This window comes from Paucisalibacillus globulus DSM 18846, assembly GCF_000482485.1.
In the GTDB taxonomy this organism is placed as follows: Bacteria; Bacillota; Bacilli; order Bacillales; family Amphibacillaceae; genus Ornithinibacillus; species Ornithinibacillus globulus.
Genome location: NZ_AXVK01000021.1, coordinates 158,517 through 173,549 on the forward strand (window position 1 = coordinate 158,517; position 15,033 = coordinate 173,549).

At 35.5% G+C, this 15,033-nt stretch carries 15 protein-coding genes, 1 pseudogene and 2 other annotated features; of the genes and pseudogenes, 10 read left to right on the forward strand and 6 right to left on the reverse strand.

Features of this window, described 5'->3' with window-relative positions:
- Positions 1-66 precede the first annotated feature (66 nt).
- Positions 67-1,185 (forward strand): nucleotidyltransferase domain-containing protein, encoded by a 1,119-nt coding sequence (locus K332_RS0107015; RefSeq protein ID WP_026906813.1) that lies wholly within the window; start codon positions 67-69, stop codon positions 1,183-1,185.
- Positions 1,186-1,402: 217 nt separating this feature from the next.
- Here the strand turns inward: K332_RS0107015 and K332_RS0107020 are convergent, their stop codons facing one another.
- Positions 1,403-1,873, reverse strand: coding sequence for a DinB family protein (locus tag K332_RS0107020; RefSeq protein ID WP_026906814.1), 471 nt, complete (start codon positions 1,871-1,873; stop codon positions 1,403-1,405).
- Positions 1,874-2,008: 135 nt separating this feature from the next.
- Here K332_RS0107020 and K332_RS0107025 point away from each other — a divergent pair, with 135 nt between their 5' ends.
- Positions 2,009-2,770, forward strand: coding sequence for a Cof-type HAD-IIB family hydrolase (locus tag K332_RS0107025; protein WP_026906815.1), 762 nt, complete (start codon positions 2,009-2,011; stop codon positions 2,768-2,770).
- Between the two features lie 171 nt (positions 2,771-2,941).
- Positions 2,942-3,520 (forward strand): hypothetical protein, encoded by a 579-nt coding sequence (locus tag K332_RS0107030; protein WP_026906816.1) that lies wholly within the window; start codon positions 2,942-2,944, stop codon positions 3,518-3,520.
- A 183-nt stretch (positions 3,521-3,703) separates the two neighbouring features.
- Here K332_RS0107030 and K332_RS0107035 read toward each other — a convergent pair whose 3' ends face one another.
- From K332_RS0107035 to K332_RS23215, 3 genes are all read right to left on the reverse strand, one after another.
- Entirely contained in the window at positions 3,704-4,663 is a 960-nt protein-coding gene (locus K332_RS0107035; RefSeq protein ID WP_026906817.1) for an ornithine cyclodeaminase family protein, read from the reverse strand.
- A 475-nt stretch (positions 4,664-5,138) separates the two neighbouring features.
- Positions 5,139-5,936 carry a DUF3231 family protein gene (locus K332_RS22065; RefSeq protein ID WP_169727353.1) on the reverse strand — a complete coding sequence of 266 codons (798 nt, stop codon included), beginning with the start codon at positions 5,934-5,936 and terminating at the stop codon, positions 5,139-5,141.
- 8 nt (positions 5,937-5,944) lie between these two features.
- Entirely contained in the window at positions 5,945-6,124 is a 180-nt protein-coding gene (locus tag K332_RS23215; protein ID WP_051359372.1) for a hypothetical protein, read from the reverse strand.
- Between the two features lie 391 nt (positions 6,125-6,515).
- Here K332_RS23215 and K332_RS0107045 point away from each other — a divergent pair, with 391 nt between their 5' ends.
- The 3 genes and pseudogenes from K332_RS0107045 to thrS all read left to right on the forward strand — a co-directional run bounded on the left by K332_RS0107045 (position 6,516) and on the right by thrS (position 9,339).
- Complete coding sequence (locus tag K332_RS0107045; RefSeq protein WP_026906818.1) at positions 6,516-6,893, forward strand: iron chaperone; 378 nt, start codon at positions 6,516-6,518, stop codon at positions 6,891-6,893.
- Positions 6,894-7,084: 191 nt separating this feature from the next.
- A pseudogene (locus tag K332_RS24840) lies at positions 7,085-7,279 on the forward strand (DinB family protein); the annotation flags it as partial.
- A gap of 199 nt (positions 7,280-7,478) precedes the next feature.
- Positions 7,479-7,713, forward strand: a binding site (T-box leader).
- 126 nt (positions 7,714-7,839) lie between these two features.
- Positions 7,840-8,073 (forward strand) — a binding site (T-box leader).
- A gap of 54 nt (positions 8,074-8,127) precedes the next feature.
- Complete coding sequence (gene thrS / locus K332_RS22075) at positions 8,128-9,339, forward strand: threonine--tRNA ligase (protein ID WP_051359374.1); 1,212 nt, start codon at positions 8,128-8,130, stop codon at positions 9,337-9,339.
- Between the two features lie 71 nt (positions 9,340-9,410).
- Here thrS and K332_RS0107065 read toward each other — a convergent pair whose 3' ends face one another.
- Entirely contained in the window at positions 9,411-9,806 is a 396-nt protein-coding gene (locus tag K332_RS0107065; protein WP_051359375.1) for a hypothetical protein, read from the reverse strand.
- A 252-nt stretch (positions 9,807-10,058) separates the two neighbouring features.
- Positions 10,059-11,000, reverse strand: coding sequence for a phosphotransferase enzyme family protein (locus tag K332_RS0107070; protein ID WP_026906820.1), 942 nt, complete (start codon positions 10,998-11,000; stop codon positions 10,059-10,061).
- A gap of 372 nt (positions 11,001-11,372) precedes the next feature.
- Between K332_RS0107070 and K332_RS0107075 the strand changes: the two genes are divergently transcribed.
- From K332_RS0107075 to K332_RS0107090, 4 genes are all read left to right on the forward strand, one after another.
- A complete protein-coding gene (locus tag K332_RS0107075) occupies positions 11,373-11,894 on the forward strand; it encodes a sigma-70 family RNA polymerase sigma factor (RefSeq protein WP_026906821.1) in 522 nt (173 codons plus the stop codon).
- Positions 11,887-13,194, forward strand: a complete 1,308-nt coding sequence (locus tag K332_RS0107080) for a DUF4179 domain-containing protein (protein ID WP_026906822.1) — start codon at positions 11,887-11,889, stop codon at positions 13,192-13,194. Before K332_RS0107075 ends, K332_RS0107080 begins: the two co-directional genes overlap by 8 nt.
- 412 nt (positions 13,195-13,606) lie before the next feature.
- Positions 13,607-13,873: a CD3324 family protein gene (locus K332_RS0107085; protein ID WP_026906823.1), complete on the forward strand. Its 267-nt coding sequence runs from the start codon at positions 13,607-13,609 to the stop codon at positions 13,871-13,873.
- A 107-nt stretch (positions 13,874-13,980) separates the two neighbouring features.
- On the forward strand, positions 13,981-14,985 hold the full coding sequence (locus K332_RS0107090) for an aminoglycoside phosphotransferase family protein (protein ID WP_026906824.1): 1,005 nt from the start codon (positions 13,981-13,983) through the stop codon (positions 14,983-14,985).
- The last annotated feature ends 48 nt before the right edge of the window (positions 14,986-15,033 follow it).

The window sequence follows — 15,033 nt, forward strand, 5'->3', positions numbered from 1 at the left end:
GATTTATAAAGTTTTTAGAGAAATAGTCTTAATACTAAGTCAATATAGAAAGAAAGGCTGATAAAAGTGGAAGAAGTATTTAAAATCGCTGAAATATTGGTGGAAAATTTAAAAACGAAATATAAGGATGATATTGCTCTAATTGCATATTATGGTTCCTATGCTCAAGGAAAAGCAACTAAATTATCAGATTTAGATATGTTTTTTATACCTAGTACAGATAGAGGTTTTCAAGCTAGTTTTCAATTTGTTTTAGGTGGGATTGGTTATGACTTATTCCCAATTAGTTGGGAAAGGGCAGAAAGAATTGCGTCATTCGAGGAGCCTATTGTTTCCATTATTGCAGATTCAAAAATCTTATACGTAAAAACCGACGAGGATCAAAAACGATTTAACCAAATAAGAGATGAAATTTCAAAAATCGAGAGACCGGAAAGTAGAAAGGGAATGATAGATAAAGCATTCTTGAAGGTAAAAGATTGTTATCTTCATCTTTATAAAATGAATATAGAGAAGTCCAGTGATAATCTTTCTGCTATAAGATATGAATCTTATGAGATATTAACAAATATTTTTGAAAGTCTTGCTATGGTTAATCAGGTATATTTGAAAAGATGGTGGGGAGGAAGTCTTGAACAAATAAATGAATTAAAAATAAAACCAGCTAATCTTGAAAAGCTGGTAAACACAATCATAGTATCTAAGGCTTATAATGAAATTCAAAGAGCCAGTGAAGAACTTTTGAATAATATGCGGTTATTGGTAATTACAGAGCAAGAAAAAATTGCCCAGATTCCAAAGTTCACTTCCCTTTTTAAAGGTTTTTATGAAGAAGAAAAATCAATCTTTAATAAAGTTGTTTCTGCTTGTGATAGAGGAGATTATAAAGGTGCATTTTTCGCTACAATTCAACTTCAAAATGAAATTATGAGGTTTTTGGCATTCGCTGAAAAAGGAGTTTGGTATAACCAACTTATTACTTTCGATATTTTAAATGAAGTGTACCAACGTCTAGCGTTCTATGATCTAATCTCAATTTATAATCCAAATGATCTTAATTCATTAAAGGATGCTGTTATTGAACTTGATATATCGGTAAAAAACTTTTTAGAATCAAGAGGAGTCAATCTGGAGATTTTTAACAACTTTGAAGACTTTCAAAAACTTGTAGAACAATCACTCTAAAAGGATTGAATAATCCTTATTCAACAAACGGGTGCAAGAGTTGAAAAAGGTGATCCAATAGGGTCACCTGTTTCTAATGATTAAGATTTTGTAATATTATGTTAGTATTGGGGTAGGGTAACAGATATTAAGCTAATGTAGCAGTTTAGGAGAATAAGGAAGTTAAAGAAATAGAATTATATCCCCTTTAAAAAAATTATTTCAAGGGGCATATAATCTAAGAGTATACTCTAATAATTAGATCCGAAGAAATTGGTTTTAGTCCCATTTCCCTCGCCCAAATTGATAATTGCCCAATATGATGAATCTCATGAGAAATCATATGACGAATGATCTTTCCATTGGTAAATAAATATGTAGTACCATTCCTGCTATTTATTTCTACTTTTCTTTTTTCAAAGTCATCAGACATTTTCCAAAGAAAATATTGAGTTATTGTTTTGGTGAAATTTGAAAATTTTATTACATCCTCTAAACAAGAAATGGAATCTTTTTCGGCATAAACAAGTGGCTCTTTAAGCATATAATTAACCCAAACCAGTTCACAATCTATAATATGAACAAGATTTTTTAAAATACTTCCCATACCGCCAATTCTTTCTACTCGCAACTCTTCTACAGATAAGGATTCACACCATTTAAACCAATCTTCTCGTACCTGCCAGTTATATAAAAACATATCTAACATCATACTCGCTCCTTTAGAAAGAATACTCTGTATCTATATTAACCTTAAATACTAATAATTTGGTACAATTTGTTTAAATAAGAGTAACATTACTACTCTTAAAATAATTTAAAGGAGCTATAAACGAAGTATAAAATTGTTTTTTTTGATGTTGATGGAACTATTACTAACCATGAGGATGGTAGCATTTCAAGCAGTACCAAGGAAGTGATTGAATTGTTACAAACAAAGGGGCTAAAGGTTGTAGTAGCAACAGGTAGACCATTATCCATGTGTAACGAAATAGAAGCGTTAGGAATTCATACTTTCATTACCGCTAATGGAGCATATGTAAAACATAATAAAAAAATCATTCATAAAGTGCCAATGGATAAGAGAATAGTTCAAGAAGTGGTTGAATTTGCATATGCAGAGAATCATGGATTATCATTCTATTCGGAAGATTTTAGTATGAATGGTGTAAAGAATGACAACATATTAAAAGCATTAAGGGAAACCTTATCACTAAAGGATTATCCTAACATAAACCAACAAGTATATAATCATGAGATATTTTTAATATGTCTCTTCGCAAATAACGAAATGGTCGAGAAATATATTAAGAAATTCCCGCACCTAACCTTTAAAAGATGGCATCCCTTTGTATTAAATGTATTAGAAGAAGACATATCAAAATCTTTAGCAATTATCAAAGTATTAGAGTATTTTAATATTGATAAGTCTGAGGCTATTGCGTTTGGGGATGGAGAGAACGACATAGATATGTTGGAATTAGTAGGACTTGGCATTGCGATGGGGAATGGAAACGAAAAATTAAAAATGGTAGCAGATTTTATAACAAAAAAATCGAGTGAAGATGGGATAGCTTTTGCATTGAAGAAGTACGGGGTTATTTAACCGAAAAAGAATGTGAAGTATTGTACTTAAAGTAACGGGTGCATTACCTCAAGAAGGAAAAGTGCGCTTTTTCTTCAACTAAAGATACAGTTTTATTTTATATTTTCTCTTCCGTCTTTCAAAAGATTGCTTTAGATTAAGCATGTGAGGTAGATTAAAGGAGTGGTTAGAATGACAGTTGTTCAAGTTTTTTTGAAAATCCCTGATGGAATAATAAAGAAGATTGATACCGGAGAATATAAAATAATTGGTGGCGTGGTACGTGATAACAAAGGACAACTTGTCAAACATCTTAGTGAAGCCAGTAAGACAGAGATTATTCTTCATTATGCCTGGAATAATAGGGATACCCTTATTAAGATAGGTAAGAGTGGTTATAAGCTAACAAGACATTATTTTGATTCAAAAAAAGTACAACAACCTGTTGTGAAATTTAAAAAGGCTTTTAAGGTTTACCTGGACGCTGTGTGCAAAGGGGCTCTTACTACGGAGTTGATTTCAGATATGATGGAGCGTTTGGATGAAGTAAAAAGGATTCCAAATTACGAAAAGATCAACATTCCACTTTCAATGCAGGAGATTGATTTGCTTATGAATGGATTGTTTGAATATACAAACAAACTTGCATCGGATAATGCAATTGAACTAACCGGCCTAGAGAAAAAAGCACTTTTGAAATCTGAGAATCTATTTACTAATTTGGAATGTTTTCTTAAAACACAAAATCGCATATTTAAACTATCTTCATAGTTTGTAATGACAACAGCTGTTGTCATCTTGTTGGAACCATTACTAATTACTATGTCTAAACACAGATATTACAATAAAAAATAGCAAGCAAATTGTGTTGCTAATTCACTTGCTAAATATGATGATATTATCAATTTTGCACCTCTAACTGAACCGTTTAAACTTAATAATGGGGCGCAGATATTATAGGGTAAGGGTTGTACCGATGTTCTTTTGAATGGCTTGTTGATAAATTATGTTTCCAACGACAACATCAAATAGGGCCATACCTACTGATTTGAATACAATCGTTTGGTCTTCGGCTTTGGTTTTGTTAGGATTTTTGAGATAGCTAGACATTGGGAGGATAGCTTCTCTTGTTATCCATCCTTTTTCAAGTGGCTGTATTAAATCCCCTGATTCTTCTAAAGCATCTGCGGTGTCTAGTAGAATACAGTCTGTCAATTGGTAGAGACATTCTGGGAATTCTCGCATGTCAGGTTGAAATGATCCAATCCCAATGATTAATTTTCCTTGAAGTAATTCCTGATTATCTGGGAGTACTGGTGACTTAGCGGTGGTTGTCGTAATAATGATGTCAGCAGGAGCTATTGCTTGTTCTACGGTGTTTGCCTCAACTAGTTTAATCTCGTTTCCTATCCACTTTTGTAGTTTTTCTTTGAAGGTAGGTATCTTTTCTGGTGAACGATTAAATAAATAGATTTCTTTAATGGGACGTTCGGCACAAGCGGCTACGGCTTGGTAAAGTCCTTGGACACCTGTTCCCATGATAGCCACTTTGGATGCGTCTGGCTTGGCAAGATGCCTGATGGCTGACCCACCGATGGCTCCTGTTCGAAAGCCAGTTAAAAAGGACCCATCTAGTAAACATTCTATTTGACCTGTTTTTCTATTATTCAATAGAACTAATCCATGAATGGTTTTCTCCACATTATTTGGAAAAATGGTGACTAGCTTCGTACCAATGGAATCTTCTGTTATACAAGGCATTAATACTAATGTATCATCTCCATCTGTTACTTGTGTTCGAACCGGTGCCTTATAACGATTGGCTTCATAAATTTGGTATGCTTGGTCAATTCCATCCACAACCTCCTTCATTGTAATGGCTTGTCTGATATCGTTTTCGTTTAAAAATAACATACAATTCCCCCTTTATAGCCATATAATTAATCTTAACATTTAGAATATTAATTTTGTAGTACTATATGAGTTTGCCTTGTGATAAATGAAAAGTTAATTATAAGTACGGGTTTAAAAATAAGTCATTCTTAACTGGCCTAAAGTATCAAAATTTTTAGGTGGAACCATAGAGGAAAAAGAGGGAATTGGTATTCCAATACAATTTAGTTTTGGTTAGGAATAATTTGATAAATGAAGAAATAAAATCCTAATTCCTCGTTCGTTAAGCGAGGAACTAGAACTTTATTTTTCTGCAATCGTGGCCATTGCTTGAATAAGCAATTTGATCATCTATCCATTCTGAATTCAAAAAAAGCAGACTACCTTTATAAAGTAATCAGCTTTTTGAAAAATTCTATGTAATAAATACCCCACAATCACCGAGAAGAACAATAATCCATAGTGATTTATCCATAGGGCAAACTCCTTAAATGAATTATAAATCCATTTTCGGTGGTTCCTCATACCAGCCTTTCGATATCATGAGCATAATACCTTCCCGTTGGTATTCAAAGATGTCTTTGGCGAAGACTGCATTCTTAATTTGCAGGTCATTCCTTAAACTAAAACCAGCCACAAAACCTCCTGCCCCAAGGCTAAGTCCTGAAAGGAGATAATTACAATACATCATTAGCTTTTCAGAGAATGGCGCTATTGTTGAATTAGTTACTGTGCCACCAGGTGTAGCAGGTGGTTGAATATTATCCTCTAGAGCAATGTTTGAATACTCCCTTATAACTTTTTTAGAAAGTTCTCTTCCTTTGGTAAAGTATTTCTTTATTTCTTCATCCTTTGCCGTTTGGATAAATCCTTCCAATAGCTGCATACCTGAAATATTCGTCTCAATTAAACGATATATGTTGCTATATTCAACGGAATTAATCGGGCGTTTTTTTCCAAGAATATTTGTTCCTTTTACATAATCCTTATTCTGGATATAATCAATTGATTTTGGCATATTGATATAAGTTGGCCGGGATAGAAAATTATTTTCAAGAAGATATTGTGTGAAATGTTCATAATACGTATCTGATAGCTTCGTGAGATCACTGTATAGCATAATGATATCTTTACGATAGGTCGATGGTATATGATTTGCATATAATCCTAAGCTGATTTCTTTTAGAATTCGACTGAACATAATATCAAAACCATTTTCCCATAACGTTGGTGCCTCTAGAATCACATCTTTTTTGGTGAATCCCTCCGGGGCAACAGCTCCTTCATTTTCCATTAAGGTTTTCATTTCAATCGTTTTTTTTTGTGAAGTTGCTCCCACAAACCAGACATAAGCTCTTTCGCTTTTGGGTCAGAAGCTTTCTCAATAAAGTACTCTAACATCCGTAAAATGACGCCTTTTTTATGATAGGTCAACCATAGTGCGCCAAATTCTACTGAACTCATTTTAGGTTTTTCGGTCATGTATAGTCCTCCAATATTCCGTATGCTTTTCATTGAATATAGCATCTGTATTTTCTGGAGGTTTATACATTTTTAGTAAATAGAGGAATAAGACCGAAGACATGGTAATATCTCTGGTCTTTCTCATTTTATAGTAGTTTTAAGAATGGTCTATTTTGGTGTATGGACCAGTTCTGACCCCTGTGTCTTTAAGAATCTGTAGAGATAGTAGTTGATTTGATGAGAAAAGGGATTTCTATTTGATTCTACAAAGGACATTAGACACATCGAACAAAGAATTGTAAAATTGTTATATAAAATAATCGAAATTGGATGATTTTTTACTTGGTAGTGAGATGAGGTACGTGTATTCCCAAACATTAAAATTAAAAAAGTAGGAGTGAGACTTTATATGCAATATGATGCAAAGAATGCGGAAGAATATTTAGATATGCTCGAAAATGATTGGCGAAAAGAGAGATTGCTCGTAATTCGACAAATGATTCTTGCTTATGCACCCGAGTTGGAAGAGGTGATACGCTATAAGATGTTGAATTATGGTAAAGAGGATAACTATATCTTTGCATTAAACGCACAAAAACATTATGTCAGCTTCTATGTGGGTACAATAGATAAGATAGCAAATGCAGAAACTCTATTAGATGGCTATAATTATGGAAAAGGCTGTATTCGTGTCAAAAAGACGATAAAAATTGAGGATACGGGATTGGAGCAGTTTATCCATACAACAATTGATATGTGGCGCGCTGGTGAAGATACATCCTGTTGAAAAATGATGCTTCCGATTCAGATAAAGGATGGTACGAAGATGACTTATGAAGAAATCATGCAAGGTAGGAAGAATTAGTAGTGATCAAATGAAAAGAATCTTCTTTAATCACGGAGTAAAGGAACCTTATTTCGGTTTGGAGATTGGGGATTTAAAAAAGCTTGTTAAGTAGAGCAGAAAGTTTAGAAAAAGTTAAAACGCTTATCCAATCTGAATCCAATCTAGAATTGATAGGTATCCATCCTCAGTTTGGCGAAGTAAAATTAAAACAATTATTATCCACATGGTTCGCTCATGATTTAATACACATTGCTCAAATTGTTCGGGTAATGGCGAAGCGGTATAAAGAAGATGTAGGACATTGGGTGGTGTATTTAGGTAACCTAGTAATCTACTGGAGAGTATTTTATAGCAGATTAACTAGATGTAAGACCCTCAACCATGAGTCGGCGAATTATAAGTGGGATATCAAACAGCCAGTCAAAAGCTAAGGTTTGTTCAACTTACACTCAAACTGAGTCAGTTAGCTACTTGACCTTTTCCACTATGTGTACTAAAATGGTGAGCAACTATAAATTGCAAATTGAATTAGCTGTGAAAAGGACATGAATTATTCTTCGTTTTCTTAACAGAGAACAGGGTCATTGGCTGGAAACCCTGTAGAAAAGTGAATGATTTACCACCTTGGAGCTATTATAGGGAAATGATTTGATCAAAGTATCTATAATCGGGAAAACCGTTATCTTTTTTTGAGCATAAAACATTCTTACTGGAGTGTTTTTGGAATCAGGGTGGAACCACGACCGTACTCGTCCCTTCTATTGGGAGGAGTACGGTCTTTTTTTAGTAGTTAGGAAAGTATAAAAACTTTCCGCCGACATAAGAAAAACTAACACATTCGTCAAAAGACGAGCGAATGCGAGTTTTTCTAATATATAAATTTAATAATTAGGCAATGAAAAGGACATGAATCATTTATCGTTTTCTTATCAGAGAACAGGGTCGTTGGCTGAAATCCCTGTAGAAAAGTGAATGATTTACCACCTTGGAGCTATTATAGGGAAATGACTTGATCAAAGTATCTATAATCGGAAAAACCGTTATCATTTTCTAAGCATAAAGCATTCTTACTGGAGCTTTATGGAATTAGGGTGGAACCACGACCGCACTCGTCCCTACTGTTGGGAGGAATGCGGTCTTTTTATATTTAAATTAAAAATTAGGAGGAAATTAAATGTCTAATCAGTTGGAAGTAGAAAAAAGAAATCATAGAAAGCTAGGTCAAGAATTAGAACTATTTACTTCAATGGAAGAGGCGCCAGGAATGCCCTTTTTCTTGCCGAATGGTATGGTCATTCGCAATGAACTTGAAAACCTATGGAGAAAAAAGCACCAAAAGGCAGCTTATCAGGAAATTAAAACACCTATTATGATGAAACAGGAACTTTGGGAACAGTCAGGGCATTGGGACCATTATCATGAAAACATGTACTTTTCCAATGTGGAAGAACAACATTATGCCATTAGGCCAATGAACTGCCCAGGAGCAATATTAATATATAATAGCAAACGAAGAAGTTACCGAGAGTTACCTATCCGTTATGCAGAGCTTGGATTAGTTCATAGACATGAACTGTCAGGTTCTTTAAATGGGCTTTTAAGAGTTCGTTCTTTCACGCAAGATGATGCACATTTATTTGTTCGTGTTGACCAGATAGAATCCGAAATTGAGAAAGTTCTTGCTCTGATTGATGAGCTATACGGACACTTTGGTTTTGACTATAAGGTAGAACTTTCTACAAGACCGGAAGAATATATGGGTTCTGAAGCTATCTGGGATAAAGCTGAATTAGCGTTGGAATCTGTATTAAAGGAGAAGGGGATTGATTATCAAATCAATCCAGGTGATGGAGCATTCTATGGGCCGAAAATTGATTTTCATATATTAGATTCTCTCGGAAGAAGCTGGCAATGTGGGACAATCCAATTAGATTTTCAAATGCCGCAAAAGTTTAATTGTACTTATGTAGGTGAGGATAATAACCTTCATCGTCCTGTTATTATTCATAGAGCTATCTTTGGTTCTGTAGAACGTTTTATGGCGATTTTAATTGAACATTACGCTGGGGAGTTTCCCCTTTGGCTGGCACCAGTACAAGCAAAAATAATACCTATATCCGATTCACATGCCGCTTATGCAAATGAGGTGAAATCCCAATTTGAATCAGCAGGCTTACGAGTAGAAGTCGATGACAGGTCGGAGAAGATGGGGTGGAAAATTAGAGAAGCTGAAAAACAAAAGATTCCTTATATGATTGTGATTGGCGATAAAGAAATAGAGAGTCAATCTGTAGCTTTACGAAAGCGAAAAGAGGGAAACTTAGGTGTGATGGGTATACAAGAAGCAATTCAACGGTTCATCATAGAAATTAATCAAAATAGTTAACCTACTTCAAAGCCTAGAAGGAATATACTTCTTCTGGGCTTTTGGTTTAATATTAATACAATATCGATTAGTTAGCCTTCTCTTAATCCTAAATATCTAATTTCTTTATCATCCACTATTACAATATAGATGTCGCCTTTTTCTACGGTTTCGTATATTTTAGTTCCAACTTCCAATTTGGATGCAGTGTAATTCTCAAACTCATCACTATTGGTAGTCTGTTTTTTAATTTCGCCAACTTCCTCGCCTAAAGTAAAATCTTGTTCATTAACCCATTCAATATCCTCTGCGTTAGTATATACAATACCATTACGGACAAATATATCTGCATTCTCATTCCCAGTTAAAACTTCTTCAGGAGTTGGGTTATCATAGACAATTTTTATTTCTTTCGGTGTTATTTGATTACTACAAGCTACCATTACCACTGATAAAAATAAAACGATAAATAACATTCTTTTACACATCAGAATAACCCCCTTTTAAAATTTAGACGTGGAACAAAGGTGTTAAGTTTCAACTTATTGAGCTCTATTTTGTTTTTAAGATTACATTCCAATCGATTCATCAGAACTATCAAAATTTGGGATGGAGTAAAACAACAAGATTCAAGCTCATTTGGTGAAACAGTATTACTAGAATAAAGAAGAGCAGTGCTGATCATCAACATTGCTCTATTGAAATCCCGCTGCCTTTCATGCAACAGCAAATGTATCGTGCTAACTTTTAAGTAGTGAATGATTTTGTTCAATCCTCAACCTAAAATGGTTCATTATTCTTATCTGGTCTTCAGTTAGCTTGTCTTCATCCCAGTACATGTGCATTAAGCTATACTCAAATATTTCTTTTAATCTAATAAACAGAGGGAGTTTGTCTAACATTTCCATGGGTAATTCATTTTCTTCTTGATATCCTTCGATGATTGCTTTTGTAATACCCTGTCCATAGTCAACAATGTTACCTCCTCCGATAAACGAATATTCCATCGCACTATATATCGGAACTGCTAAATCAAAAATATAAAAGTTTTTCTCACAATCTTGAAAATCAACCATTGTAAGATTCGAATCATGACCTACTAAAATATTTTCTAACCACAAATCTCCATGTAACAATCCATAGTTTGATAGGTTTTTAGGTATTTTTCTAATCGTTGATAATACCTCTTGTGCAGTATCTCTAATAGTGTGTTCTTCTTTAGGGATATATTTAAGAAAAGCATATTCCTCATTATCATGCCAATCGTTTATATACTTAACCGGGTGTATTTCTTCAAATTTTTTTGAAAAACGATGTAATCGGCCTATTTGTCTTCCTAATTCCCTTAAAATATTGGCATTCCATTGGTTTCTCGGTAAGTGTGCACCAGGAGCCGATTTATAAAGAACGGTTAATACTTCATTGTTGTTAAGGGTTATCTTCTCCACTACCTTACCATTATAAGAAGAAACTGTTGGTGACACACCTAATCCTTCTTCATACAGGAAGTTTGTATAATTAACTTCTTCTAATTGTTCATCATAACTTTTGTAGTTTGTGATTCTTGCGAAGTAGTCATCTTTTCTACTGGTACAACGGAACATCTCATTTGTTACTGATTCTACTTTTATTAAATCAACAGGATATATTTCATTTAGTAAGCTAAGAATTTTTTGTTCCATAATCTATGTTACCTACCTTTAAATTTTATGGTTGCCACTCTTCATTTGAAATATCTGTATGAGTGGAATCATTATAATAATTTAATGGTTAACACCCTTATCACACCTTTCTAATGCCTGTAAATTATAACATAATACAGATATTTTAGAAAAAAAGGAAATATACAATCTTGACCTTGAGTGGATTGTTTGAGAACGTTCATGGGTGGTTAGCTTCTCCTACCATCAATCCCGGGGCAAAATGCTACTATTAGTTAAGGTGACTTTATTTGGAATGAATGCCTCTAGCAATCTCTTCCAAGAAAAAATCCATAAAACTTTTTCCTAACTTCATAGTCTAATATACAGAAAGAGCAGTAAGGGGGTTACAGATTGATAGAAAACACAGTAATAAAGCGAGCCATAAAAGGTGACGACACAGCCTTTTTGCAAGTCATGAAGGCTTATAAAGTAGATTTGTATAAAACAGCGATTGCTTATTTGAAAAATGAGCATGAGGCAATGGAGGCAATCCAGGAAGTGACCTTTCGCGCGTATAAAAAGATTCATACGCTCCGCGAACCCTCTTATATGAAAACATGGCTAATCCGAATTATGATTAACTATTGCAATGACCAATTGAAATTGAAGAAACGAATCATTGTAAGTGAGGAACAGATCCATTCACTCGGAGCAACTGATAATCACACCGTCATGGAAATACAGGATGCCATGGGGCAGTTGGATGATACTTCACGGGAAGTTTTAACCCTGATGTATTTTCACGGTCTAAAGATTAAGGAAATTGCTGTTGTTATGGGACGACCAGAAGGAACCGTCAAGACATGGTTGAACAAAGCATTAAATAAGTTTCGTGACATTCTGGAGGAGAAAGGTGGAGAACTAAATGTTTGATAGGGAGGAAGAAAAACTGAAGGAGTTTGGTCGGTCACTGGATAAAACGCCCATTTCTGAAGATGAACTAGATGCTGCGATTATGAAAGGATTCCTGCAGGCAAAAGAGGGGAAAAAGCGAAATCGTCGCGGCATAAAATGGGGATTAAGTGTGGCACTGGTAGCTATCGTACTTTTGGCATTTGTTACTTCCATCCGTGTCTCACCAGTATTTGCGGCATATGTTTCAAACATTCCTGGCATGGAAAAAATTGTTGAGATGATTTCCAATGATAAAGGGATGATGATGGCGATTGAAAATGACTATTACCAGGAAATTGGAGAATATGTGGAAAAGGATGGATTACGTATCACGATTGACGGGGTGATAGCTGATGAACAAGGTATCGTTTTGTTTTATTCTTGGGATTCGAAAAAAAAATTAAATCTAGCTATAGAAAATGCAGATTTAACCGATCGGACCGGTGAGAACTTTGATAATGGTGTCTCCTCTTACTATGGTACCTATTATGGTGATGATGAGGTGACGAAACAAGGTATGATGGAATTTTACTTTCAGACTCCCTACCATGAGAATGAATTTTTACTAAGTTTTGAGGCGTATGGAGAAGAATACAGCATCCCGTTTTCACTAGACGAAACGGTCAAAACAAAGAAAGTTTATGAAGTTAATGAAACCGCTGAAATTGATGGCCAGAAAATACATGTTACAACGGTGGAGGTTTACCCGACGAGGGTTGCTGTTCATGTAGAAGCAGATCCAGATAATACTAAGCAACTATTGGATTTTGAAGACCTTAGATTGGTTGATGAAACAGGGGAAACATGGGGAGCAATTGCTAATGGATTTTCTGCATCGGGAGGTCCATCTGACAAGGAAAAAGTAATTTATTTGCAAAGTAATTATTTTCACGAGCCAGAGGAGCTTTATCTTGTCTTTAATCGAATTCAGGCTCTTGACAAAGAGGAGGCCTATTTAGTTATCGATACGGAAAAGGAAGAGATACTGAAGCAGCCAAAAGGTAATAAACTAAGGAATCTAAAAATAAAAAAGGATACGCTTTCCTTAGATGTACATGCAGATAATGAATTTAACGGACATATTTTTGGAGAGACAAAGGATACGGATGGGAAAATTTTAGAAAGTAGTTCCTTCTTTACTACATCAAGAGAAATTAATGTAAGTAAAATGGGTGTATCCTATGAAAAGAATTTAGATCAATATCAATCGCCGATTATCATTGAGCTTGTCTTTTACCCGGAATGGATAGATGGTGAAGCGAAAGTAAGGATAAAATAATTATACCTATTCTTTCCCTTGTGAGAAGGGATAAGAATATGAGTTAATAAAGGTGTCGGACCGATAGACTCTTGCGAAAGGAGCTGGTTTAAGTTGAACATAATTACAGAGGTGATTTCCCAGTAATGGGAAGTCTTAATTGGGACCGTTTCTAACGGTCCCAATTCATTTAGTACTGTATATCAGAAAATTATCATCTTTCAATAATCGAAGGAATCATTTATAATTTTTTAGTAGTTAGGAAAGTATAAAAAGCTTTCCGCCGACATAAGAAAAACTAACACATTCGCTTTGGATTGAGCGAATGCGAGTTTTTCTAATAAGATAAACATTGGAAAGGGGTTGTAAATATTGGACACAAAACGGGTTTTTGTTGATAACTATTTTCATATGAACAAGGAGGACATAAATCGTGCAGTACAAAAATGCAAAAGAGGTTCTTCCCCCTAGTTTGCTGAAGGAAATGCAGGAATATATTCAAGGTGATTTAATTTACATTCCCAAAGCAAACCAAAAGCGTGTGGGGTGGGGAGAAGTTAGTGGATCAAAAGCACTAATTACGAAGCGAAACGAAGAAATTCTACACCTATACACGAATGGAAAGTCATTCGAGGAATTAGGGCAGAAGTTTCATTTGTCGGTTGACAGTATACGAAAGATTATTTATAAGATGCGTTGAATAGGGGCCTGTGTTACTTCCCGAAATATCGGTGTTCGACATATTTCGGGAAGTGACAGGCACCTTTTAAAGTAGAAAAAGAAAAACGGAGGATGGAAGAAATAGAAATAATTATTAGATTCGAAACACTAATCTATGCCTTAAGCCAACGGTTCAAGAAGGATATCATCTCGGCTGACTACGAAACCATGCGGTTACAGGGTGGAACTGTGGGGAATGTGTACCTGGTAACTGGGAATGCCGAAACCGTGGTTGGTGAAAAATTGCCGTACCGTATCGTGCTGAAAGCTCAGAAGAAATGGGAGCGTTACGGCGATCCGGGTTCATGGCGCCGGGAATATGATCTCTATACGTCTGACTTAGGAGCGACGTTCTCAGATGCCTTTCGCTGGCCGACATGTTATCATGCCGAAATCAATAGTGAAGGTAATGAATTCCAGTTGTGGCTGGAGTATATTGATGGCGTATCCGGTTTAGACTTGACCGGTGATATGTATGAACAGGCTGCGCTTGAGTTAGGACGCTATCAAGGCAAACTGTATGCGGAGCAGCCTGCAGTGCTACAAAGCCTGACCAATCTGAGCAATAAGGATCTCATGAAGAATACCTATTTCCATTACCGGTCATGGCCGGTTGTCTACGATTATATACGTTCGGAGGATTGCCAATTCCCGCAGCATGTGCGGCAAATGCTCGTCGACTTCGATGAGCACGCAGAAGAGATACTTGCCCGCATCGAAAAATTGCCCATCGTATTATGCCACCGGGACTTCTGGGTGACCAACCTGATCTATACGGATGAGAAAATTGCGATCATTGATTGGGATACAACTGGATGGGGCTATCTTGGAGAGGATCTTGCAAGTCTGATTGCGGATGAAGCGGATATCAATCATATGGTTGAATACTACCAGCGATGTGTCCCCGCGTATTACAAAGGATTTTCGGAGTATGTGGATGTATCGCCTATTACCGATCATTACGTCCACGAGATGATCATTCTCGGATTCGGGTACAGGCTTGTGGAGTGGTATCTCTACACAGAAGACGATGAAGCGAAGATGAACCATGTCCATACACTAGAAAAAATCTATGAAATGAAGACTAGCTAATTTCTGGAGCCTGTCACTTCCCGAACTTTGTCGACGTTCGACAAAGTT